Here is a 24,154-nt window from a genome sequence, read left to right as displayed (position 1 = left end):
CTCCTGCAAACGCCCCCTCCAGTCATTGACCATTATAGCAGCCACTTTATTTAGCAGGTCTGATTAACGAGCCTGAGGCAGGCTGCTATCTTCACCCGGAGAGCAGCGAAGAGGTTTTTGCAGGGGAATCGTCATTTTGCGCTAACAACAAACTACTTAACATTCTTATTTTCTAATCCCACGGGGTGTCTTTGCAGGTTAACGTGATACTCGTAGCGGTCGCCACGGTAAATAGCGCAGGAGAAGTCGATGGGTAATCCTCCTTCGACGTAGGTGGTGCGCTTGACGACCAGGACGGGGCTGCCTGCCTTGCACTGCAGGTACCTGGCTTCTTCCCGCGAGGCGCGGCCGGCGCTAATCCTTTGCTTACCGTTGCTGATTTTATACCCGTAAAGCTCAAGCTGGGTATATATGAGATCTTTGGAAAGGTCGAGGTTCTGGAGCAACCGACCGATAGTTAGCGGGAAATAACTATGATCAAGTACCAGGGGCTGCTGGCCGGCGGTGATTAAACGGGCTACCCAAAAGACAGGCTCGCCTTCAGCTAGCTGGAGTTCCTGGCGGATCTCAGGTGTAGAGTCTTGGATAACGGTTTTAATAACCTTGATCTCTACCTCCAGCCCTTCCAGCGTTAGTTCTTCGGCTACGCCCAGGAGCCTGGCAAGGGGCCGCTCGATGCGTTTGGGGGCGACAAAGGTGCCTTTGCCATGATGGCGGTATAATAAACCTTCGTTGACCAGTTCGCCGATGGCCTGCCTGACGGTAACCCGGCTGACACCGTAGGTATCCATTAATTGCCTTTCACCAGGCAAGGCTTCCCCGGGCTTAAATTCCCCGGCGGTGATTTTTTGTTTGAGGATGTCTTTGAGTTGTTCATATAACGGTTTAGCGCTGCCGGGATAGAGCACAGGGGAAGCCTCCCTTAATTTCTCAATTAAAGCCTCTCACTTTCGCTTAGTTTGGTTTATGCCATGGAGGTTACAGATATAGCTTTTATCCTGTACTGATGCCGTCTGGGCCGTAGAAGTATACCCATCCCGTCGGGCCCTGCAGGGGTACACATGCCTGGTCTACTTACGTTTTAGATGTACTGAGACCTTCAGGAAAGATTCAGGGAGCACCAGGATGCGCGGGTTCTTACCCACATATTTTTCGGCTCGCTTCAAAGCTTCGGCAAAGGTATTGGTGGGGATACACCCCATGGCCCGGGCATAACCCGGTTTCCTGGCGCCAGGAATAAAAATGGCACTGGTGTGCTTTAAAGCTACGCCTCCCATGGAAACCATGGAAAGGGCATGGAAGGGGTGATAGCCGTAAGCGTAACGGTATTTATATATATCCTCCGGGTCATGGGCAATTTCATCCTCAAAGCGGACGGCTTCTGCAAAATCGGCTACTTCCTGGAGCTTATTAAATACCTTGCGGTAAGAGGGGAACCATTCGTCATTGAACCAGCCGTCGCACAGGGATGGGGCGATGATGACGCCGCCGTCGTTAAATACGTCAAAGTTGCGTGCCAGGTTGGCACCGATAGCCTGGAGCATCAGGATGGGGTTGGTGCCCATGCCCGGCCCATAGTGAAAAGTCCGGGGCAAACCAAAAACCATAATATCAAATTTATCTTTGATGTCCAGATAAACATTGGTGCGGCGCTCGGCCAGCTGCCAGCTGGCTTCCTGCACTTCTTTGGCAGCGCCTGCATAAACTCCCAGGACCTGGGAATTGGTGCCGGTGACGGCATCTACGCAGAAAAACTTTTTACCCATACCTTTTTCAATAGCCTGGCCGATGGAATCGAATTGCCGGCGCATTAAACTTTTGTTGGTGTTGACGGGGATAAAATCATCCCGGTGCATGGTATCCGGGCAGTGGTGGCAGCGAATGGAGCGCCAGGTGGTGACGCCGGTGACGCACATCTTATAGCCCCCGCTATAACCGCCGTAGGGGTTGCCCTGGACGTGGCCGATCATAATGGCCAGGTCGGCTTCAGCCACATCGCGGTTGACGTTGACGACGTTGCCCATTTCATCGTAGCCATACTCGACGATGCCCTCAGGGTCTTCGGCGTCGTGCATCACCAGGCGGTCGGGCCAGAAGGCGTCGACGATCTCCCGGCCCAGGTACCAGTAAAGTTCATCTTTGGTATTCTTGCGATGCAGCCCCATGGCGCAGATGAGCTTGATGTCCTTAGCCTCGACGCCGGCTTTCTGCAGTTCCTCAACAATAATGGGGATGCATACCCTCCGGTGAGCCCTTGCATGGGCGCCTCCTTTAACCCGGTCGGGAAAAGCGATGACCACCCGGCTGCCCTTTTTAACCAGCCGGCATAAAGGCGGCATGCCCAGGGGATTGGCCAGGGCCCGGCGCGTGGCTTCATAGGGATCGACTTCCGGCGGGTCGACGTTATCCCTGCCCACCTGGAAGATGGTGGCCGTATCCGGCACTTCAATGGGCATTTTGGCGTCGCCGTATTCTATCAGGACTTCCTGCACAGGGAACAACTCCTTTCTTTTACCTTCAAATAAAATTCCTGCCGTGCCGGCATTGTTATTGCTCACTTTCCGGTTTTGTCCAGAGCGGCTGAACCGTCCGGACCAGGTCGCTCGCTGCCGGTAGATGCCAGTAATGTTGCTGCAGCGGTATGGATGCCTTGATAACAATTAAATGCTACTTAATGAGCACTCCGGTTTCTCTCCACTTTCTCTCCGCTTCCACTCCGTTTTATGAACAAATGGATGATAAAGTATAATTTAATTAAACCATACTCCCCTTTTTAACCATCTCGATCAAGGGAAACAATTCTAAAGGATAAGCCCCTTGTTCTTAAAAAGATTATGCCACGTACTTGGCAATGATATTTTTCAATCCTTCCGGTTCAAAACCTATATCGCCGGTGAACCTGGTTAAAGCGACCAGACCGCCGCCTATTGTCTCAATTTCTGCTATCATTTTTGCGTTTTCTTCTTTCAGACCGCCGCCGTAGACAACAACAGGGTCGAAGTTAAATCTTTCCTTCACTATCGCCTTTATAGTTGCAGATACAAAGCTTATATATTCCCTGCCCGGGGGTGTCTTACCAGGGCCTATGGCCCACACCGGTTCGTATCCGATTACAATTTTATTGTCACCAGTTTTACCTTCAATACCCTGTAATCCCATTTCAAGCTGGGATCTTAAGACAGCTTCAATACGGGGTTTTTGTTCGGCAAAGCTCCCATCCCCTCTTTCGACTGCTGTTTCACCTACACACAACAATACATTTAACCCCGCCCGGAGAGCGCAGATAACTTCTTCATTAATGATACTGTTCAAAGCATGCATCGCTTTAGTTCTTGCCGTTTCACTATCATTATAAGAAGGATCATAACGCTCAATAATTCCCAGTTTATCTCTGCGCTCTTCGGAATGGCCGATGATCGTCCAGGTACAGCCCAGGTTTTTGGCCGCAGCGGCCGGCAGGTTGGTGGTGAAGGCGCCAAAGTTACCGCCGGGAGTGACATCTTCCCGGAAAACCCCCTGGCAGCCGATCTGCAGGTTTTGCACTTCGCCCGCCGAATAGGAGGCCAGTTTTGCTAAAGCGCTGATAATGAGAGCCTCGGGTAAAAGGTAGGTAACTCTTATGTCGGGCAGTTTCCCTAGCCCGTATGTTACGCTTTCCTCCATCACCCATTCAATCCATTTTATGGGATTGTCGAGCGGGCATATACCCCCCAGGTTTTTCGGAACTTCAAAGCGTTTGAGGTTAACGAAGATTTCCTTCATAGGCCTCCTCCTTGCTTCCCCTTTGAGGTATGCTGGTTAGTACCAGTATAATATATGGGAAAGTAAAAGGCAAGATGTAGGGATATTAAAAAAATAATACGGTACTGGAGAGCAGGGGTATGAAATGTACGTAACAAGGCTAAAAAATAATTGAGAAAAGTGATGGTATATGCTTTCCGATAGGATATAATATTTGAGGTGGCCTGATGTTAGCCAAAAGGCTTAATATAATTGGAGGTATTAAATATGGATGCATCATTTGCAATCCTGAAATTTTAGGCGGGAAACCAGTAATAAAAGGTACCAGAATAGCGGTTTATTTAATATTGGATCTACTTTCTGAGGGATATTCCTTTGACGAAATCATTAAGCTGTATCCGCATTTGACTTCAGAAGATATTAAAGCCTGCATGAGATATGCGGCGAAATTATGTAGGGTGGGGGAAATAGAGGAATCATATGGAGTCGCCAGCAATGGTTAAATTTTTAACCGATGAGAATGTTTTCCCCTCCACCTTGGCAATTCTTCGTTCCCCGTATCAAACCGGCGATTCCGCCAAGAATAGATAGGGCAATGGAAGACTTTTTAAGACAAATGGACCCTAAAAAGATTGAAAGAGCACTCGTTATTATAAGCGAAGATAAGTTTAGAATAAGGCGGTAAATAGTACCGCCTTATTTTTTTAGAACGATGTGGTATAACCCGCTGGTACTTGCGTGCGCTCTAAGCCTTGCCGGCGCACCCGCACAGGTGGATTTTATGCTTTACCACTTCCCGCACGGCTTCCCTGGCCTTAATCGCCGCCTTCCAGGGTTCCTTTTCCCCGGTTGTCAGGGCTGCCTGCATGGCTTCCGCCCAGGCAACCTTCAGTTCCGTACCAATGTTAACTTTGGCTATCCCCCTGCTGATGGCCTCCCGGATCATGGTGTCAGGGATCCCGGAGCCGCCGTGGAGGACCAGGGGTACCGGCGTCAGCTCCCGGATTTTATCCAGGCGTTCAAAGTCGATTTTCGGCTCGGATGTATACAGGCCGTGGGCCGTGCCCAGAGCGGGGGCCAGGGCGTCGATGCCACTTTCCTGCACCAGCCGCGCCGCTTCATCGGGGTCGGCCAGGCCGGTACCAGCGCTGCCCCGGTCAACGGAATCTTCCACCCCACCAATATGCCCCAGCTCGGCCTCGGCGGTAGCACCGGTGGCATGGGCAGCTTCAGCCACCTGCCGCGAGAGGGCGATATTTTCCGCCAGTGGCAATTTGGAGGCATCGATCATCACTGAAGTAAAACCGTGGGCCAGGGCCCAGACGATCCATTTAAAACTGTCGCTGTGGTCCAGATGCAGGGCTACCGGTACTCTGGCGGCGACTGCCGCTTCCCGGGCCATGGCGGCAGCGGCCGTAGCCCCGATTTTCTCCAGGTAGGCAGGCGTGATCTGCAGGATTATCGGGGCTTTTTCAGCTTCTGCGGTTTCGATTATGGCCTGCAAGATTTCCAGGTTGTGAAAATTAAAGGCGGCAATGGCATAGTTCCCCCTTTGCGCCCGGTCTAACAGTTCAGTAGCTGGTGTTAACATTTTTTTAACCTCCTTTTAAAAAAACTGCTTGACGCAATAATACTAACAAAATATAATTAAAGTGTAAAGACGCAAATATATAATATTACAAAGAGGAATGGGGCACCCCCTATGGCTTTTAATAAAAATGAACCCCTTCCATTGCACTACCAGCTCACCAACGACCTGCGCGAGGCCATCAAGAATGGCAAGTGGAGCGTAGGCGATCTTTTCCCTACCGATAAAGAATTAATGGAGAAGTACGGCGTCAGCAGCACCACCGTTCGCCGGGCGGTAGCTCAACTGGTGCAGGAAGGCTGGCTGGAGCGCAAGCCTGGCAAAGGCACATTTGTAAAGAAAGAACGGGTTGAGGAAACCTTGGGCCAGCTGACGGGTTTCTTTGAAGAGATGCGCCGCCACGGTTTTACCCCCAGCGCCGATGTACTGGACCTCCGTCCTGTGGAAATTACCCCGCGAGAACTAGAAAAAACGCCTGGCCTTAGTGTCTTTGGCAACCAGAAGATGTTCCTGGTGGAAAGGCTGCAGAAATTAAACGGCAAGCCCGTGGTTTATCTGCGCAGTTACTGGCCCTATGAATACGGCAAGCGTATGGCCGAATTCGACCTTAGCAAAGAAGCTCTGTATGAGATCGCCACCAGGGAGCTGGGCCTGACGCTGACCAGGGCCGAGCAGACCATTGCCGCCGGTGTGGCGCGCAAAAAGGAAGCCCAACTACTGGGCGTAAGGGTGGGCTTTCCTGTGCTCATCATGGAACGCCTCGCCTACGCCGGCGACCGCCCTGTGGAGCTTTCCATCAACGCCTATCGGGCCGACCGCTATAAGTACCGTGTCTTTTTGTACCCAAGTAACAAAGACATAGAAGGGATTTTGCTACCATAAAATGGAATTAAGCCAACATTAATTAAACATATACGGAGCGAGTGGTAATTTGAAATGAAGCAGAAGTCGTTGTTTGTGGCCCAATCAGGCGGTCCCACTTCGGTAATCAACAGCACCTTGGCGGGAATTATCGCTGAGGCCGGAAGGCAGGTGCAGGTAGACCGGGTATATGGCTTATTCCACGGCCTGGAAGGCGCTTTAAGGGGAGAAATTGTCGACCTAAGTAACTTAAGCAGGGAAGAGTTGCAAAAGTTACGGCACACACCGGCGGCTGTGCTGGGAGGCAGCCGTTATCCCCTGACTGATGAAGATATACTTAAGATTGTCAAGTTTTTTAAAGACAATGATTGCCATTATTTTCTATTTATTGGCGGGAACGGTACCATGGAGACCTGCCTACGGCTGCAAGAAGCCTGCCGGCAAAAAAACATGGCTATAGAGATTGTCGGCGTGCCCAAGACCGTAGATAACGACCTGGAAGTGACCGATCATGCCCCCGGTTACGGCAGCGCGGCCCGTTATGTAGCCATGTCGGTGAGGGACCAGGTTCTGGACCTACAGGCCATGCAGCGCTTTGAGCAGGTACGCATTATTGAAACCATGGGCCGCATGGTGGGGTGGCTGGCGGCTGCTTCTTTCCTGGCCATGGGCCCCACCACGACCATTAATCCCCTCTTTATCCCGGAAGTACCTGTTGATGAAGACGACTTTATCAATCATATTGAAAAGGTATACAAAAGCCAGGGCTATGTGGTAGCGGTTATCGGTGAAGGCCTGCGCAACAAGAAGGGTGAACCCATGGGCAATACGCCCTTTACTGGTATGACTGATGCGGGATGTCATACGGTGAGAACCGGGGCGGCTGAATACCTGGCGCAGCTGGTCAACGAAAGGCTGGGCGTACGGGCGCGGGCGCAGATCCTGGGGATGAATCAAAGGAGCTTTGCCGCCTGCGTTTCTCCGGTTGATGAGGAAGAAGCCTACCGGGTCGGGCGCAAGGCGGTGCAGGTGGCCGTTGCCGGGGGAGGGGGGCAAATGATAACCCTCATCAGGGAGGGGGACTACTCGGAAACCGGTGTTACTCCCCTGGAGCAGGTAGCCGGAAGAGAGAAACAGGTACCGTTGAACTATTACGACCAGGTCAATAAGAGAGTGACCCAGGAATTCGTAAAATGGCTGGCGCCCCTGGTAGGAGCGATAGAGCCGGTTCTATGGCCGGGCGATTTAAGAACTGGAAATGCTGCAACATGCGCTGTTTGTGGAGGGAGGACTTGCCTTGGCAGGAGTTAGGCTTGAAGGAGTGAGCAAGGTTTTCGGCAACACCACGGCTGTTGCCAGGACTGATCTGGAGATTAAAGACGGTGAATTTTTAGTTCTCGTGGGGCCTTCCGGTTGCGGCAAGAGTACCACCTTGCGGATGATTGCCGGTCTGGAGACGCCCACAGAAGGAGATATTTACATCGGCGAGCGGAAGGTAACCCACCTAGAGCCCAAAGACCGGGATATAGCCATGGTCTTTCAGAACTACGCCCTCTATCCTCATATGAAGGTCTTTGATAACATGGCCTTTGGATTGCGTTTGCGAAAATTGCCTAAGAAAGAAATTGAAGCCCGCGTCAAAGAAGCAGCCGAGATTTTAGGCATAGCCCACTTGCTGGACAGGTATCCCAAGCAGCTTTCCGGTGGCCAGCGGCAGCGGGTGGCCCTGGGCCGGGCTATAGTCCGCCATCCCCAGGTGTTTCTTATGGATGAGCCATTAAGTAACCTGGATGCCAAGCTGAGGGTGCAGACCCGGGCCGAACTGATCAAATTGCACCAGCGTCTAGAAACGACGGTTATTTATGTAACCCACGACCAGACGGAAGCCATGACCATGGGGACGCGGATCGTCGTCATGAAGGATGGGGTTGTCCAGCAAGTAGGGACCCCGAGAGAAATTTATAATAATCCGGGCAATATCTTTGTAGCCGGGTTTATAGGGTCGCCACCAATGAATTTTATCAAGGGCACTCTCGAAAAAACAAACGGGAAGTGGCTGTTTAAAGCCCAGGGGATCACCTTAACCCTTTTGGCAACAGATATGGCGACATCTCCGAACAAAGACGTTATATTGGGCATACGCCCTGAAAGCCTGTCTATAGTGAATGGCGAGAACAGTAAGAACGAATGTATATCCTGCGAAGTGGAGGTGGTAGAGAATATAGGCTCGGAAACAATTATCCATGCCAGAACTCCAGGTAAAGAGGAGGTTGTCATTAAGGCGAGCGGATTTGAGAAGGCGCCGCAAATAGGCGCAGTTATTAAAGTTAAAGCCAGTCAAGGAAACCTGCACCTGTTTGATGGTCAAAGTGGTACCTGTGTGAAGACTTTTGGTGTGGAAGGTTAAAAATGTAGATATCTGTTGCCTTAAAAGAAAAATTTAATATTTAATTCTGGGGGGTTCATAGATGGCTAAACAAAAATTAAAGATTTTAATTATTGTTGCGGGGCTACTTTTGAGCATCCTAAGCATTGTAGGATGCGGTGGGCAAAAAAATAATACTGTCGGGCAAAACCAACAGAATGTTTCCAAGCAGGGCGAAACGATTAACCTTTTGACTCAAAAGCATCCTTGGACGACTGCGATTGAACCCTTCATTCCTGAGTTCGAAAAAGAAACGGGAATTAAAGTAAATATGCAAATATTAACGGAGCAGCAGACACGCGATAAATCCTTAATGACCTTACAGGCTAAAAGCCCAGATATCGATGTGTGGATGTCATTGAAATCTTATGAAGGACTAGCCTATGCTAAAGCCGGTTTTTATGAGCCATTGGATAAATACGTTAATGATCCCAATTTGACACCACCAGATTATAAATTTAATGATTTTATGAAGGGGCCCCTGGAAGGAGAAAAAATAGAAGGGAAATTAGTTGGTATCCCTATAATTGTTGAAGGTCCAGTAGTATTTTACCGGAAAGATTTGTTCACAAAGTATAATATCCCTTTGCCTAAAACCTTGGACGATTTAGTGTCCATTGCTCGAACTATCCAGGAAAAGACCAATGGAGAAGTATATGGTGTGGCCCTGCGCGGTCTTCCGCCGGCAGTATGTTATACCTTTGGCCCCTTCTTTCATAATATGGGTTTAGAATGGCTGGATAGCAATGGTAAACCTAATTTTGACAAACCGCAAGCTATTAAAGCAATTGAGCTTTATGCTACATTAGCAGGCAAATATGGTCCTCCAGGAGTAGTTAATAATACATTTTATCAATCAACATCGCTGTTTACTCAGGGTAAGGTAGCGATGGAAATAGATGCCTCAAATGAGCTGGCAACAATAATTGATCCTAAAAGTTCTAGGGTCGTAGAAAATGTAGGTGTAATTCCAATTCCACCCGGGCCTGGTGGTGATCATCCTACCGTTTTACAATGGGGTATTTCCATCTCAGCGTTTTCGCAGCATAAAGAGGCTGCCTGGAAGTTTGTACGCTGGGCTACCAGCCCAGAGATGCAGTTAAGACTGGCTTTAAAAGGCATTGCTAGCCCGCGAGCTTCAGTATGGGAGAATGCTGAATTTAAGAAATCCCTAGCCGAGCCAGTCCGTCAAGAATGGGCCAGTGCCTTAAAAGTGATTATGGAAAAAGGTAATCCCCAAGTAGGTCCTCCAGCTGTTAAACAAGCTGAAGTGAGAAAGATCATTGGTGAAGCTATTGATAAAGCTATTCTAAGTCAGGCTACACCAACCCAGGTTGCTCAAGAGATTCAGCAAAAGTTGGTGGAGGTTTTAAAGCAACAATGAGTATATTAAGAAAGGGGGATGGGGCTCTGCCCCATCCCCACCCTTCTAATATGTGGAAAGAAATCTGGACACCATTTTTTATGGTAACACCAGCAGCTTTATTTACTCTGATAATGATTTTATTCCCCATAGGATATGCTGTTTTTCTTTCTTTGACAAAATGGACACCAGGTGGTGGGGTAACGGAATTTGTAGGTCTCAGTAATTTTACCCGAATGCTTAGAGATGAAGTTTTCTGGCTTGCTCTTCAAGTGACGATTAAACTTTTCATAATCTGTTTGTTCTTTGAAACATTGATCGGCACATATTTGGGCATTTTATTAAGCAGAGACATTCCGGGACAAAAAATATTTCAAGCTTTAATCTTAGTGCCTTCTATAATTGCCTCTGTTGCTATTGGGATGATGTGGATTCAGATTTATGATCCTACTTTAGGAGCAGCCAATTATTTACTTAAACTGGTTGGTTTAAAACCTCTGGCTTGGTTGGGTGATCCTAAAACTGTTTTGCCATCTTTGGCTATCATTGATATTTGGGAATGGACACCCTTTATGGCTTTAATTGTTACAGGCGGTATGAGAGCCCTTCCAACCGAACCGTTTGAGGCAGCTTTGATTGATGGAGCTACAAAATGGCAGACTCTTATCCATATAACTTTACCACTTTTGCGCCCGGTCATTGTGGTAGCAATGTTATTGAGAAGCGTTGATTTAATTCGTTTTTTCGATACGATTTATATAATGACCAAAGGGGGGCCCAATAACGCTTCTACTACCCTGAACGTTTACTCCTACCTCCAGGGCTTTAATTATATGGATATGAGCTATGGTAGTGCTATAATGCTGTTTTTATTACTTTTAGTCATGGCCTTTAGCTTGGTGTTTAGCGCTTTACGTAGGAGGGCTAATTAACATGTTTACGAAGAGAGAGCGCATTTGGATGTACATCCAGTATTTGATATTGCTTATAATTTTTTTGGGACCAGTTATATGGATGATATTATCCTCCTTTAAAAATAATATTGATATTACAGCTTACCCGCCAGTACTTATTTTTAAACCTACAATGATGAATTATATTGATCTCTTCCGGGTTTACCCGTTTGAGAGATATATTATAAATAGTATTGTTATTGCTGGTGGTTCAACTATGGTAGGCCTGGTACTTGGTGTCCCGGCTGCTTATGCCATAGCCAGATTTCGTTTGCAAAAGATAGCTATTTTTACCTTGGTAGCCCGCATGGCACCTGGTGTATTATTCTTAATTCCTTGGTATTTGATTGCCACACGCTTGCAGATAACTAGCAATAATGTAGCCGATTATATGATGCTTGTTTTTACCCACGCAGTTATCACCATGCCCCTAATCATCTGGTTGATGATCTCCTATTTTGAAGATATACCTTTAGATATAGAGGAATCGGCCTTAATTGACGGTTGCTCTCGATGGCGCCTCTTTTTCCAGATAGCTTTGCCATTGTCTTTACCTGGACTCGCTGTTTCACTTATTCTAGCCTTTATTTTTTCCTGGAATTACTTCCTTTTTGCCCTGGCGCTCGCCAATACCAAAACTATGCCTCTGACGGTGATCGCTTTTAACTTTATTGGAGAAGGCTCGACTAATTGGGGGGGGTTAATGGCTGCTGCAACTATTATTAGCTTACCTGCTTTGCTACTTACTATTTTTGCACAGAGGTTATTAGTAAGAGGCTTAACAGCAGGTGCTGTTAAAGGATAGGAGGATAAAAATGCTGGCTGCTATTTTTAAAGGAAATGAAGAAATAGAGATTGTTGACAAAGAAATGCCTGTAGCGGGACCGGACGATGTATTAATAAAAGTTTCCTACTGTGGCCTTTGCGGTTCTGATAAAAGGCTTTTTTATCAGGGAAGCGCTATCGTTCCCGGGCATGAAATTTCCGGAGTGATTGTGCAAAGTGGAGCCAATGTTAGTTTAAAAGCCGGTACAAAAGCGATAATTTATATACCTCTATTCTGTGGCAAGTGTGTTGAATGCCGGACAGGAAATAATAACCGTTGCCCCAATATAAACGGTCTAGTTGGCTGGCAACTTCCTGGGGGATATGAGGAATATCTGGTAGTGCCGGCGCGAAACGTTATTCCGTTGCCACCTGATATAAGCTTGGATGAAGGGGTTTTATTGCTTGATACTATTGGTACCCCAGCCCACGGGATAAGATTATGTAGCAAATGCGTTGGCCACCCAGCAACTGGGAAAGCTGCAATTATAGGATGCGGTCCATTGGGTTTGGGAAGCATGCTGGTGTTACAGGCTATGGGGTGCCAGGAAATATACGCCTATGACGTAGCAGAAGACAGGCTTGGATTGGCTATTTCTTTGGGAGCAAGGCCTTTACCATTACCAGCACAAAATCAGGAGGCGACTTTTCCTTTAATTATTGAGGCTACTGGGAATGAAAGGGGCCGGCAATTAGCCTTGGATTTGGTAAAAGCTGGGGGCGCAGTACTACTCCTTGGAGAGAGCAATAATCCATGGATAATTAAACCATCACCAAAATTAAGGCGTAAAGATTGCTTCTATATCAGATCGTTCTATTTTCCATTAAACGAAGTTGATGACAACTTTAAAATTTTCCGGGAGAAAAGAGATAGCTTCAAAAAATTAATAAGCAAGGTAGGTTCCTTGCTGGATATCGAAACTATGCATAAAGAATTTTGTGCAGGCAAAACGATTAAGCCTTTAATAAAACTGGAGACAGTTATGCATGAAGTTAAATAGAATTTCCTGGACAGAGGCTTTAGCTGCCCTAGTCCCGGCTATCCTGTTTTTGATAACGGCAAGCCTGCTGGGCTTGCCGTTACAGCTTCCCTTTTTGTTTGGGATATTTTTGGCCGGTGGGGTTGGCCGGCGTTGTGGCTACAGGTGGACGGAAATCGAAAAGGCTGCTTTAAAGGGCATGAACCAGTGCAGCTTCGCTTTGTTGATTTTAATTCTAATTGGGGCCACTATTGGCATCTGGATAGCAGCGGGTATTATCCCTACATTTATTTATTATGGCCTGCACTTGTTGTCACCAAGGTTTTTCCTGGCTGAAGCTTGCCTGTTAACTTTTTTGATGGCCCTGGCGACAGGTTCCGATGCCGGTGCCTTCGGGACGATAGGGGTGGCCTTGCTGGCTATTGGCCATGGCCTGGGGGTACCTGTTGCTATTACGGCTGGGGCAATTACTGCCGGGGGGATAGCAGGGCACATTATTTCTCCCTTGAGTGATTTAACAGCGCTGGCCGTAAGTACCAATGGAGGCAATACACCCGCTTTGATTAAATTATTTACCCGGAGGGTTATAACGGCTCAGGGGATCAGCCTATTTTTGTATAGTCTTTACGGGTTTTTCTGGATTGGCAATATAAATATGACAGCGACAATCAACCTCGCCGCCAGCCTGGAAAAGCTATTTGTTATCAGCCCATGGCTCCTAACCCCGATAATTATTTTGTTCTGTTTAATTGCTTTACGGCTGCCCCTGGTACCGGTCCTGGGCCTCAACCTGTTATTATCAGCTTTAGTAGCTATAGTTGTTCAGGGGCTAAAAATTGATGCCATTATCCAGGCTATGAGTGCAGGGTATGTCCCGGCTACCAGGGACGAAATAGCCGGTATGCTGGCCAGGGGTGGCATAATTAGTTTCGGTAATGTTATTGAACTGATTTTCCTGGCTTCGGCCTGGGCCTCTATTTTGCAGCACATTGGCGTACTTGAGTTCTTGCTGGGCAAACTTACTGACCTGAAGCTATTGAAAGGCAGGATATGTGCTACTGGTACTTTGCTGGGCGTTTTAATGTCTGTACTCACCTGTGCCATCATACCGGCGATCCTGGTTCCATCCTTATGGCTTAAAGACAGGTACATTGCTGCAGGCTACCGGGCTGAACATCTTTCCCGGGACCTAGTGGAAAGCTCCTTTGCCGCGGCGGCCCTTGTTCCCTGGTCCAATTTAAACTTTATTGTGTTAGGCACCCTTGGTACGGGTGCTTTTCAGACTACACCTTATAATTTCTTTGCCTGGCTAATAATTATCCCTGGTTTTGTGGCAGGATTGCGAAGCAAGGCTAGAACTTTTAAACAAAAAAGTTAGAGGAGGAGTTGTTAAAAATGCCGACTAAACTTGGCGTAGGCGTGTTGGGTTACGGTTTTATGGGTAAAGCCCATACTAATGCTTTTATAAAAATCTCTTATATTTTTTACCCCTTTCCAGCGGAACCGGAGCTGGTGACCATCTGCGGCCGCAATGAGGCCAATGTCCGGGATGCAGCCGCCCTGGTGATCCTGGGCGACAGGAAGTATATAGTAGCCCCAAAAAATGAAATCGAGCGTTTCCTGGAGGAGCAGGTGCCCGATCTGGGCTTTGAGCCCTGGACTTATGAATGGTATGAAAGCAGGGAAGAAGCCATTGCGCAACTTGCAGGCAACCGTAAGATCGGCAGCGATATACCCATGGGCGGCTGGCCGGTGCTGGGCGCCGACCTCAACCGGCTCCGCTACAGCCTGACAGACGAGGAGATTGCCCGGGCCAGGGATATAGGCGCTATGTTGGTGGCCGCTTCGATAAGAATAATAAAAGCATACTTGGCTGACCTGATAGCTTCCGCATTGTTTAAAAAGTCCTCATCGTTGCGGGCTGCATAATCGCGCAACACAGCCAAAGCTTCCTTGATATCAGCAACTTTTTGGCTGAGACGAGCTATGTTAAGATCCCTATAAGCCATAGGGCTTTAACTCCTTTTTGAGACCGAAATATTTGTCTCGTAATTATTTTACCATATTATGACGAGAACCTACCACTGGGAATCCTCTTGCCAGGGCTAAAAAAATAAGACTCAGGTTACCCTAAGCAAAGAAATACCGGCTTAAAGGGGGACCATTGTGGCTGCCTATCCGGGTTATCTTGATAGTTCCAGGAGCGGCAGGCTGAAGGAACTGGCCGCCGGGCTCATGAAGCTCCTTAAGGATTGCACTGTTTGTCCCCACCATTGTCATGTTAACCGGCAAAAAGGAGAGCTGGGCTTTTGCCGGGCTGGCCTGGAGGTGGAGATCGGCGGCTATGGCCCCCACTTTGGCGAGGAACCGCCCCTGGTGGGTAGGGGTGGCTCAGGGACCATTTTCTTCAGCCACTGTAACCTGGGTTGTGTCTTTTGTCAGAACTTCGATATCAGCCGTGGGCACCATGGCGAAAAGGTTTCCCTGGAGAAGCTGGCTCGCATTATGCTCTCCTTACAGGCCAGGGGCTGCCATAACATCAACCTGGTTACACCTTCCCATTATGTCCCCCAGATTATCGCCGCCCTGGCCATTGCCGCCGCAAGAGGCCTGAGGTTACCCCTGGTCTATAACTGCGGTGGTTATGAAGAGAAGGCGACCCTGGAGCAGATTGAGGGCCTTATAGACATCTACATGCCGGACTTTAAGTATGCTGAACCTGATGTTGGCAAACGCCTTTCCCATGTGCCGGATTATCCCCAGGTGGCTAAGGAAGCCATCAAAGAAATGCAGCGCCAGGTGGGCGACCTGCAGGTAGATGAAGAGGGAATAGCAAGGCGGGGGTTAATTATCCGTCACCTGGTCCTGCCGGGGGGCCTGGCCGGAACCAGGGAGGTCATGGAATTTATCGCCCGGGAAATCTCACCCTATGCCTACATCAACGTCATGAACCAGTATTACCCGGCCAGCGAGGCTTACCGCTACGGTCCTTTGAGCCGGCGGATTACCAGAGAAGAGTTTAAAGAGGCTTTAGAGGCAGCCCGCCGGGCCAGCCCCCATTTCCGCCTTGCCGAGTAGTCAGGCTACAGAATGCTAATACCACTCCAACCCAGGATTGCATAGCATATAAGGAAACAATTTCCGGGAGTGGTTTGCATGGCCGAAACACAAAGCTGGTGGCCGTCATGGCAGGCGGTTCCTCCCGGCGGGCACCGGCTGCCGCCCCTGCCTTACCCATATAATGCTTTAGAACCGGTAATCAGCGAAAGGCAACTGCGCACCCACCATGACCGCCATCACCTGGCTTATGTCGAGGGGCTCAACAAAGCGGAGCTAAAGCTGGTTGAAGCGCGGCAGAAAGGAGACTTTTCCCTGGTGAAGCACTGGGAGCGGGAACTGGCGTTTCACGGGTCCGGGCACATCCTGCACAGCATCTACTGGACGGTAATGGCCCCCTGGAGCGGGAGCGGGCCGGGTAGTTTACTGCGGGAGAAAATAAATAGTTATTTTGGTAGCATGACGGCCTTCCAGGAGCAGTTTATGAAAGCGGCTATTGATGTGGAAGGCTCCGGCTGGGCGATTTTAATCTGGCAGCCGGCCTGGGGTCGTCTGGAGATCCTGACAGCAGAGAAGCACCAGGATTTGACCCAGTGGGGTGGCATCCCCATCCTGGTGCTGGATGTGTGGGAGCATGCTTATTACCTGGACTACCAGAACCGGCGCGCCGACTATGTCAAGGCCTGGTGGCAGCATGTCAACTGGCCGGAAGTGGAAAGGCGTCTGCAGATGGCTATCCCGGCCGGGGTGCCTTTGACCTGTTGCCCAGGAGCCTTATAGGGAAGCAGGCCTTGTCGTGGTTCGGACCTACACCACCCGGACCATGCCTGCGTCATCTACTGGCTGGCGAAGACCCGGTAGTTTAGATCCGGGAATATATTATTACCTTCCTCCATGGCCTGCACCTTCTCCGGGTCCATGGCATTTTTATCGATGGAACGGGTAAGGTACCAGAAATTGAGCAGGTGTTTTTTCGTCCGCTGGACGGCGTAATCTACCATGGTGCCAGTTTTCATGATAAAGGCCCAATCGCTGCTCTGGGCCACCAGGAGTTCCCGGGCGGCCTGGTTTAAGGCGCGCAGCAACAGGCCTTCGGCGGTCTGGTACTGGTTGGCCAGGCGGATCATTTCGTCAGCGGCGTGGTGGAGATGGCGGTAAATCCAATCGTTGGAACCCTCCAGCCAGACCTCGTTATAACCGTTATTCCCCCAGCTGGACATGCAGGGCGTGGCCGGCTGGTTGACGGGGAAACGCTCCAGGTACTCGCTCGGCGTGATAAAGTTAAAGGGTTGATGGGTGAGCCCCGCCACCTGGCGGAAGAGCGATTCCAGGAACTGGGGTCCCTCGAACCACCAGTGACCGAAAAGCTCAGCGTCATAGGGGCAGACAATGAGGGGCGGCCGGTCCATGTAACCGGCCAGGTAGTTAATCTGGTGTTCCCGGTTAAATAAGAAGTTGCCGGCATGGGTATGGGCTTTAAAACTGGCCCATTCCGGGACGTAAGGCTCTTTATAGTTGGACTTGCCGGTGATGCGATAGTATTTTATGCCCGTATCCAGGCGTAGGCCCGACGGATGGATGTACGGCTTGATATACTCAAAATCCAGGTCATAACCAATATCCCGGTAAAACTCCCGGTAATCGAAGTCTCCAGGGTAGCCTTCCTGGGCACTCCATACCTGCTCCGAAGACTCCAGGTCGCGGCCGAAGGCAGCAACTCCTGCCGGGGTGTAGACGGGGGCAAAAATGCTGTAGCGGGGCCGCGGCGTGGCGTAAAGGAGGCCGTGGGCGTCGACGAAGAAGTATTTGATGCCGTAATCCCTTAAAATGGCGTCATCTCCCGGATTATAGGCACATTCGGGCAGCCACAGGCCCGCCGGTGGCCGGCCAAATAGGCGGCGGTGGTTGTTGACGGCTACCTCCACCTGGGCGCGGACTACCTCCCGTTGCAGGCCGATTAAAGGCAAGTAACCATGGGTGGCGGCGCAGGTGATTATCTCCACGTTGCCGCTATCCTGGATTTCCCGGAAGGCATTGATCAGGTTGCCGTCATAGGCCCGGTAAGTACGGTAGGTCTGTTCAAAAAGGTCCTGGTACATGCGGGCCACCAGGTGGAAACGCGGGTCGCTCCTAGTGCGCCAGACCTCACGGGCGGCCAGCTCCCGCAGGCGTTCCAGGTAACGGCGGTAATGCTCCTGGACCAGGTTATCGGCCATCATAGCAGTCAAAGGCGGGCTTAAAGAGATGGTCAATTTATAGGGTACCCGGTCCTGGTTGAGGCGCTGGCAGACATGGATCAAGGGGATATAGGTTTCGGTGACGGCTTCATGGAACCATTTTTCGGCCAGGGAAAAGTCGTCTTCCGTGTCACGGACGTAGGGTAAATGGGCGTGTAAAACCAGGGCGACATAACCACGGGGCATAGGTCTCTTCCTTTCATACATTCATACAAGCAGCCAGGAAGCGCTGGTTGGCATTCTGCTTGAGCCCCCAGGATAACTCCCATGCACTTGATGGCCTGGGAAGCCTTCAGAGAGGACTTTATGTAAATAATAGGGACGGGTCCTTGATTAAAGGGAATCCGTCCTTATTTTTGTGTTTTCACCAGCTGGGGAGAGCTGAAACCCCTGGCTTTACCGTAACGTTCCACCGCCTGCCAGCAGACTTCCAGGGGCGGCCATAAGGGGTCAATAACGCTGCTGGGTTTATCTGCCGGGGTAGTGACGATATTGGACCGGGCTATGGTAACAAAACCATATTCAGGAAACCAGCGTCCCAGGTCAACGCAAAAGGTGCTGGAGGGTTTACCGGTATGGATATACCAGTTGTCGGCCATGTCCGTAATGGCAATTTCAAAAAAGGGTGCCTGGAGAAAATCGTAGGGGTGGTTGGTAAGGTCGTAAACCCTGAGTAAAGGACGGGATTTTTCCCAGGCACCCGGGCCAAAGCGGCGCTTAAGCTCCTCCTTTTTGGCATCGCTTAATTCCCAGTAGGCATAGAGCCAGTAGGGGTCCTTGACCATGAGGACAACTTCGTCTTTACCATATTTTGCCGGCAACTCCCGGCCTGCCGGTGCCGGGACTGGCAAGGGTTTGGCTGCCGGGCGGGCGGTCTGCCAGCGCCGGTACCAGAAGAGCGCCCCGGCCAGGATGGCTATGATTAACAGGACAATAAAGGTTATCATGCAATAATCCCCGCTCTCTGGTGGAATAATGCTAAAGGACCGTTAAACTCATCGCTTAGTATATCCACTTACCTTTACTTTATTGCCGTTAAGATGAGGAAAGTGAAGGGGCGAGAACCATGCCGCGAGAACTGGCCCTGGGGAACGGGCGTTTGTTGATTAATTTTGATGCTGAATTTAATATGCGTGACTTATATTACCCTTATGTTGGCTGGCCCAATCACATTGGCGGGGAAAGAAATCGCCTGGGCTGCTGGGTGGATGGCCATTTTAGCTGGCTGGGAAGCCGGGAGTGGGAGCGGCAGGTAGGTTATGAAGCGGATACCCTGGTAGGCCATTGCCGGGCCAGGCATAAGGATATGGAACTGGAAATAAATATTAACAACGCCGTCCATTTTCAGGAAGATATTTACCTGGCCCGGATCACGGTTCACAACCTGGCGGGCCGCTCCCGGGAAGTGCGGCTGTTTTTTTATCATGATTTTACTTTAAATGAATCCCCCATCGGCGATACAGTGACTTACCTGCCGGACCAGAAGGTGTTGCTTCATTATAAAAGGGGACTATACCTTTTAATCAATGGCCGTGCTGGGGCCAATATTTTTTTCCAGTATGCCACCGGTAACAAGCGCTTTCGTGGTGCCGAGGGTACCTGGCGGGATGCCGAGGACGGCTGGCTGGAAGGCCATCCCATCCACCACGGTTCGGTAGACAGTACCTTTAGCTTTCGCCTGCAGCTGTCCGCGGGAGAGAGGGGAGAGATTACCTACTGGATTGTGGCTGCCGAGAACTTTACGGCTGCCGGAGAGCTAAATAACTGGGTGCTGTCCCAGGGGGTAAAAAACCTGCTGGCAGCCACGGCGGCCTACTGGCGGGGTTGGGTCTATAAAAATGGACGCGACTTTGCCGATTTACCCCCGGCGGTAGTTGACCTCTACCACCGCAGCCTCCTGGTCGTGCGCACCCAGATTGACAACCGGGGGGCGATCCTGGCGGCTACCGATAGCGACATCCTGGCGGAAGCCCGGGATCACTACGGCTACTGCTGGCCCCGGGATGGGGCCCTGGTAGCCAGTGCCCTGGACCAGGCCGGCTATGGCGAGTTAACGGCCAGCTTTTTTTATTATTGCTCCCGGGTGCTGGAGCAGGACGGCTTTTTTTATCAAAAATACAATCCTGACGGCAGCCTGGGATCCAGCTGGTTACCGCCGGTGCACCGGGGTGAGCGCATTTTGCCCATCCAGGAAGATGAAACAGCCCTGGTCCTCTGGGCCCTGGGCCAGTCCTTCCGCCTGGGGCGGAACTGGGGTCTCATCCACGACCTCTACCCGGCCCTGGTACGGCCGGCAGCCGATTTCCTGGTAGATTACCGCTATCCAGACCTGGGCCTGCCCCTGCCGAGCTATGACCTCTGGGAAGAGCGGCGAGGCATCTTTACCTTTACTTCTGCCGCCGTCTACGCCGGGCTACTTGCCGCTGCCGATATGGCGCGCCTGGCTGGTGACGTAGGCCTGGAAGACCGTTACCGGCGGGCGGCGGTGGAGGTCGGTGTGGGTATTAGCGAACACCTATATTCCCCGGACCTGGGGCGTTTCATCCGGGGTATTTACAGGGAAGATGACGGCCGCCTGGTGCCTGATTTTACCCTGGATGCCAGCCTCACGGCCCTGGCCCTGCTGGAAGCAGTGCCTCTGGCTGACCCGCGCCTGTCCCGGACTATGGCGGCAGTGGAGGAAGGACTGCAGGTCAAGACGGAAATAGGAGGAGTGGCCCGCTATACCGGGGATTACTACTTCCGTAAAAGCGATAACCTCCAGGTGGCCCCGGGTAACCCATGGTTTATCTGTACCCTGTGGCTGGCCGAGTGGCACTCCTTACGGGCGCAAAATTTAAATGACCTGGCCGCGGCCCGTGCCATTCTCACCTGGGCGGCAGAACGGGCAACGCCGGCGGGGATGCTCCCGGAGCAACTGCACCCCTTTACCGGCGAACCCCTGTCGGTTTCCCCTTTAACCTGGTCCCATGCCACCTTTGTTAGCGCCGTGGAAAAATACCTCGCACGGAGGCGTCAGTTGCTGGCATAATTTCTATAAAGGCTTTTCAAACACCCGGGGTTGTTATATATTTAGGCCATAAGGCCCGTTTAGTTAAAGGCTTAATGAGGTGGAATTTATGACAGGAGAAACGGAGAAAATGCCCTGGAATTTACGGCAGTGTCTCCTGGTATTACTGGGGATGCTGGCGGCAGGTTATGGTACGGCGTTAATGGTCCGGTTCTTTGCTTCCTGGTTACCCCTGGCCTACCGTTACCTGCTGGTGGGCCTGGCCCAGGGGGCGGCCGTCCTGGGGGGACTGCATTATTTCGTGCGCAAGAAAAACGGCCTGGGCCTGGAAGCTGTAGGTTTAAAAGCCGCTTCTTTGGTCCGGGCCATAGCTTCAGGCCTGGGAGGCGGCCTGGTTTTATTTCTACTGGTAGTTATTATCGGCAGTCTGTTACAGTTCTTTTTACCCGACCAAGCCCCCCAGCCCTTTACCGAACTGGTCATCAACGCCAGGCAGCCCCGTGACCTGATTATACCGCTATTTCTCGGTGCTTTTCTGGCTCCCGTTACAGAAGAACTCTATTTCCGGGGGTTTCTCTTCCCGGCCCTCAAAGCCCGCTACGGCTTTGTCAGGGGCCTTCTGGGGAGCGGCCTGATCTTTGCCCTCCTGCACCTGGACCTGGTGCGTTTCTTGCCCCTTGCTCTCGGCGGCATGGGCCTGGCTTACCTTTATGAGCGGACAGGAAATATCCTAACCCCCATCGTTGCCCATGCTACCTGGAATACCATTATGATTCTCCTCCTTTATTTTGCCCTGCGGCAGGTTTGAAGATATGGAATGCTGTGCCCTGTTCATAAGGGGAGGAATGCCTGGCCGGGTTGCAGTCAGGGGAACGAAATGTTAACATAATGAGAGAACAAGGCTGACCATACAGGGAGGGGAGAATAATGGCCGGGACTGCCAGGGATTTCTGGGGAGAAACCTTTAATGCGCTGCAGCAGGGAATGATCTATGTCGACGCCGGCGGTCACATCCTGGTGGCCAACTCCCTGGCTGCCGCCATCCTGGGGCTGGCCGGCCGGGATTTAAAGGGCCGGCGGCTGACGGAGGTCTTCCCGGAGACGCGTCTGGCCGAGGTCTTTACCCACCGCCGCCCCCTCCAGGGAACCTGTTTTGCCGCCGGGGGTAAAAACTACCGCGTCGATTATTTCCCCGACGGCCAGGGGGGAGTCGTCGTTCTTTTTACGGAAGAACAGCCGGACGCAGCCCACCTTGAGGCCCTTAATGAACTCTACGCCGCCCTCCTGGATGATTTTCCCCTCTACCTGGTGGTGGTTAACCGCCAGGGTGTAATCGTCAGTATCAACCAGATGTATGCCGAACTCCTGGGCCAGAGGGCTGATGTCCTGACAGGCCGGGAGATAAGAGATGTTTTAACCTTCAGCCGCTTGCCGGAGGTCCTGGCTACTGGCCGACCGGTAGTCGGCTTTGAGGTCCAGTATGCCGGCAAGAAACTGTTATTGTCGGAAATGCCTGTCAAAGATGCCAGCGGCAACCTTCTGGGTGCCGTAGGCAAGGCCATGGCAGTTGAAGACCTGGCCGCTTCAGGCCTCAAGGATATTTCCCGGCGCCTGCAGGTTTTAGAGGGCAAGGTCCTCTTTTACCAGCAGGAACTAGCGTCCCTCCATGGGGAACAAGACGCCTGGCAGGGGATACTGGGGACGAGCCTGGCCGTGGTACAGCTGAAAAAGCTGGCGGCCCGGGTGGCCCGGGGCGAGGCTAACGTTTTAATTACCGGCGAGAGCGGTACCGGGAAGGAATTGCTGGCCCAGGCCATCCACCGGGCCAGCTCCCGCCGCAATGAGCCCCTGATTAAAATCAACTGCGCGGCCATCCCGGAAAACCTGCTGGAGGCCGAACTCTTTGGCTACGAAGAAGGGGCCTTTACCGGGGCGGCCCGGGGCGGTAAGCCCGGCAAGTTTGAGCTGGCCGATGGCGGCACCATATTCCTGGATGAAATCGGTGACCTGCCTTTGAGTATGCAGCCCAAGCTCCTCAGGGCTTTGCAGGAACGTTCCTTTGAGCGGGTCGGGGGACGTAAGACTATCAAGGTAGATGTGAGGATTATTGCTGCCACCAACCAGGATCTCCTGGCTCTGGAGGCGGCCGGCAAGTTTCGCCGCGACCTTTATTACCGCCTGGCGGTGGTGACCCTGCATATACCGCCCCTGCGGGAGCGGCCGCAAGATATCGAGGTTTTGACGGCGGCCATTATACGGCGCCTCAATAACCGGTATGGGATGGCCGTCAGGGGCCTCGCCCCGGCGGTGCAGGAGCTTTTTTACCGCTATACCTGGCCGGGCAATGTCCGCGAACTGGAGAATGTCCTGGAGCATGCCTTTAATTTCCTGGAGCCAGGGGAAGACATTATCCGCCGGGAACACCTGCCGGCGGCCCTGCAACAGGTGCGCGGTAGAGATGCAGGCCTGGAATTGAAGGAGGCCGTTGCTGAAGCTGAAAGGGAGGCCATCCAGAGGGCCCTGGCGGTCGCCGGGGGTAATAAGCAGGAGGCGGCAAAGCTCCTGGGCATCCATCCTTCCGGCCTGTACCAGAAATTAAAACGCTACAGTATTGAGTGAACTCTTCCGGGACAGGCCCCAGAGTTTTCCGGGGCGAATTTCTGGCAATAAACGAGGGATTGCTGATGGCTCTGGCCGAGTTACAACAAGGGATAGTTAGCCTTTTCCAGGGCGAGGTGGAAGTAGCCGTGGACCGCTGGGTGGCTACCACCTGCGGTTATTGCGGTACCGGCTGCGGCCTTTACCTGGGGGTTAAAGACGGCCGGGCAGTGGCCGTCAAACCTGATACCGCCGCGCCGGTAAATAAAGGCCACCTGTGCCTCAAGGGCCTTTATGAGTGGAAAACCCTGCACCACCCGGAGCGGGCGACGGTACCCCTCCGCCGCCAGGGTAAGGAGATGTACACCGTCACCTGGGAAAGGGCCCTGGAGCATTCCTGTAATGATGTAAGGTAGGTGTTGCCAATAAAAAAGCCTCCTGGTAAAAAAATAATAGACCAAAACAAACAAACCAACCAGGAGGCGAGAAACCGAATGAATGAGGTGCAAAAGAAAT

At 51.4% G+C, this 24,154-nt stretch carries 22 protein-coding genes; 16 read left to right on the top strand and 6 right to left on the bottom strand.

Annotation, left to right across the window (positions count from 1 at the left end; all coding sequences use genetic code 11):
- Positions 1-152: 152 nt before the first annotated feature.
- The 3 genes from MOST_RS00790 to MOST_RS00780 all read right to left on the bottom strand — a co-directional run bounded on the left by MOST_RS00790 (position 153) and on the right by MOST_RS00780 (position 3,762).
- A complete protein-coding gene (locus tag MOST_RS00790; RefSeq protein ID WP_054938255.1) occupies positions 153-908 on the bottom strand; it encodes a GntR family transcriptional regulator in 756 nt (251 codons plus the stop codon).
- A 162-nt stretch (positions 909-1,070) separates the two neighbouring features.
- Complete coding sequence (locus MOST_RS00785) at positions 1,071-2,492, bottom strand: lactate racemase domain-containing protein (RefSeq protein ID WP_208974890.1); 1,422 nt, start codon at positions 2,490-2,492, stop codon at positions 1,071-1,073.
- Between the two features lie 340 nt (positions 2,493-2,832).
- A complete protein-coding gene (locus MOST_RS00780) occupies positions 2,833-3,762 on the bottom strand; it encodes a triose-phosphate isomerase (RefSeq protein ID WP_054938256.1) in 930 nt (309 codons plus the stop codon).
- Between the two features lie 206 nt (positions 3,763-3,968).
- Between MOST_RS00780 and MOST_RS00775 the strand changes: the two genes are divergently transcribed.
- Complete coding sequence (locus tag MOST_RS00775) at positions 3,969-4,244, top strand: DUF433 domain-containing protein (RefSeq protein WP_106006985.1); 276 nt, start codon at positions 3,969-3,971, stop codon at positions 4,242-4,244.
- A gap of 242 nt (positions 4,245-4,486) precedes the next feature.
- Here MOST_RS00775 and MOST_RS00770 read toward each other — a convergent pair whose 3' ends face one another.
- A complete protein-coding gene (locus tag MOST_RS00770) occupies positions 4,487-5,332 on the bottom strand; it encodes a class II fructose-bisphosphate aldolase (protein WP_054938257.1) in 846 nt (281 codons plus the stop codon).
- A 111-nt stretch (positions 5,333-5,443) separates the two neighbouring features.
- Between MOST_RS00770 and MOST_RS00765 the strand changes: the two genes are divergently transcribed.
- From MOST_RS00765 to MOST_RS00715, 11 genes are all read left to right on the top strand, one after another.
- On the top strand, positions 5,444-6,211 hold the full coding sequence (locus MOST_RS00765; RefSeq protein WP_054938258.1) for a GntR family transcriptional regulator: 768 nt from the start codon (positions 5,444-5,446) through the stop codon (positions 6,209-6,211).
- Positions 6,212-6,265: 54 nt separating this feature from the next.
- Entirely contained in the window at positions 6,266-7,501 is a 1,236-nt protein-coding gene (locus tag MOST_RS00760) for a diphosphate--fructose-6-phosphate 1-phosphotransferase (protein ID WP_083476850.1), read from the top strand.
- Positions 7,488-8,597, top strand: coding sequence for an ABC transporter ATP-binding protein (locus MOST_RS00755; RefSeq protein WP_054938260.1), 1,110 nt, complete (start codon positions 7,488-7,490; stop codon positions 8,595-8,597). The genes MOST_RS00760 and MOST_RS00755 overlap by 14 nt, the downstream gene beginning before the upstream one ends.
- A gap of 61 nt (positions 8,598-8,658) precedes the next feature.
- The gene (locus tag MOST_RS00750) at positions 8,659-9,999 is read left to right on the top strand and encodes an ABC transporter substrate-binding protein (RefSeq protein WP_054938261.1); all 1,341 of its coding nucleotides are present in this window, start codon (positions 8,659-8,661) and stop codon (positions 9,997-9,999) included.
- Complete coding sequence (locus tag MOST_RS00745; protein WP_054938262.1) at positions 9,996-10,910, top strand: carbohydrate ABC transporter permease; 915 nt, start codon at positions 9,996-9,998, stop codon at positions 10,908-10,910. The genes MOST_RS00750 and MOST_RS00745 overlap by 4 nt, the downstream gene beginning before the upstream one ends.
- A gap of 1 nt (position 10,911) precedes the next feature.
- On the top strand, positions 10,912-11,736 hold the full coding sequence (locus tag MOST_RS00740; RefSeq protein WP_054938263.1) for a carbohydrate ABC transporter permease: 825 nt from the start codon (positions 10,912-10,914) through the stop codon (positions 11,734-11,736).
- Positions 11,737-11,746: 10 nt separating this feature from the next.
- On the top strand, positions 11,747-12,757 hold the full coding sequence (locus MOST_RS00735; protein ID WP_054938264.1) for an alcohol dehydrogenase catalytic domain-containing protein: 1,011 nt from the start codon (positions 11,747-11,749) through the stop codon (positions 12,755-12,757).
- Positions 12,744-14,114, top strand: coding sequence for a Na+/H+ antiporter NhaC family protein (locus MOST_RS00730; protein ID WP_054938265.1), 1,371 nt, complete (start codon positions 12,744-12,746; stop codon positions 14,112-14,114). The genes MOST_RS00735 and MOST_RS00730 overlap by 14 nt, the downstream gene beginning before the upstream one ends.
- Positions 14,115-14,131: 17 nt before the next feature.
- Positions 14,132-14,665, top strand: a complete 534-nt coding sequence (locus MOST_RS17535) for a hypothetical protein (RefSeq protein WP_054938266.1) — start codon at positions 14,132-14,134, stop codon at positions 14,663-14,665.
- A gap of 237 nt (positions 14,666-14,902) precedes the next feature.
- Positions 14,903-15,814 (top strand): radical SAM protein, encoded by a 912-nt coding sequence (locus MOST_RS00720; protein ID WP_244267276.1) that lies wholly within the window; start codon positions 14,903-14,905, stop codon positions 15,812-15,814.
- 78 nt (positions 15,815-15,892) lie between these two features.
- A complete protein-coding gene (locus MOST_RS00715) occupies positions 15,893-16,573 on the top strand; it encodes a superoxide dismutase (protein WP_054938268.1) in 681 nt (226 codons plus the stop codon).
- A 56-nt stretch (positions 16,574-16,629) separates the two neighbouring features.
- Here MOST_RS00715 and MOST_RS00710 read toward each other — a convergent pair whose 3' ends face one another.
- Together MOST_RS00710 and MOST_RS00705 are read right to left on the bottom strand one after the other, a co-directional pair.
- A complete protein-coding gene (locus MOST_RS00710) occupies positions 16,630-18,216 on the bottom strand; it encodes a glycoside hydrolase family 57 protein (protein WP_054938269.1) in 1,587 nt (528 codons plus the stop codon).
- A 164-nt stretch (positions 18,217-18,380) separates the two neighbouring features.
- On the bottom strand, positions 18,381-18,977 hold the full coding sequence (locus tag MOST_RS00705) for a DUF4912 domain-containing protein (protein WP_054938270.1): 597 nt from the start codon (positions 18,975-18,977) through the stop codon (positions 18,381-18,383).
- A gap of 119 nt (positions 18,978-19,096) precedes the next feature.
- Here MOST_RS00705 and MOST_RS00700 point away from each other — a divergent pair, with 119 nt between their 5' ends.
- The 4 genes from MOST_RS00700 to MOST_RS00685 all read left to right on the top strand — a co-directional run bounded on the left by MOST_RS00700 (position 19,097) and on the right by MOST_RS00685 (position 24,054).
- Entirely contained in the window at positions 19,097-21,061 is a 1,965-nt protein-coding gene (locus MOST_RS00700; protein ID WP_054938271.1) for a glycoside hydrolase family 15 protein, read from the top strand.
- Between the two features lie 88 nt (positions 21,062-21,149).
- Complete coding sequence (locus tag MOST_RS00695) at positions 21,150-21,848, top strand: CPBP family intramembrane glutamic endopeptidase (protein ID WP_054938272.1); 699 nt, start codon at positions 21,150-21,152, stop codon at positions 21,846-21,848.
- Between the two features lie 119 nt (positions 21,849-21,967).
- Positions 21,968-23,659 (top strand): sigma 54-interacting transcriptional regulator, encoded by a 1,692-nt coding sequence (locus MOST_RS00690; protein ID WP_054938273.1) that lies wholly within the window; start codon positions 21,968-21,970, stop codon positions 23,657-23,659.
- 65 nt (positions 23,660-23,724) lie between these two features.
- On the top strand, positions 23,725-24,054 hold the full coding sequence (locus tag MOST_RS00685) for a hypothetical protein (protein WP_054938274.1): 330 nt from the start codon (positions 23,725-23,727) through the stop codon (positions 24,052-24,054).
- Positions 24,055-24,154 lie beyond the last annotated feature (100 nt).

Source organism: Neomoorella stamsii, from assembly GCF_002995805.1.
Classification (GTDB): Bacteria; Bacillota; DSM-521; order Neomoorellales; family Neomoorellaceae; genus Neomoorella; species Neomoorella stamsii.
The sequence above is the reverse complement of the archived record's forward strand: the minus strand, read 5'-3'. Positions and strand labels throughout refer to the sequence as shown.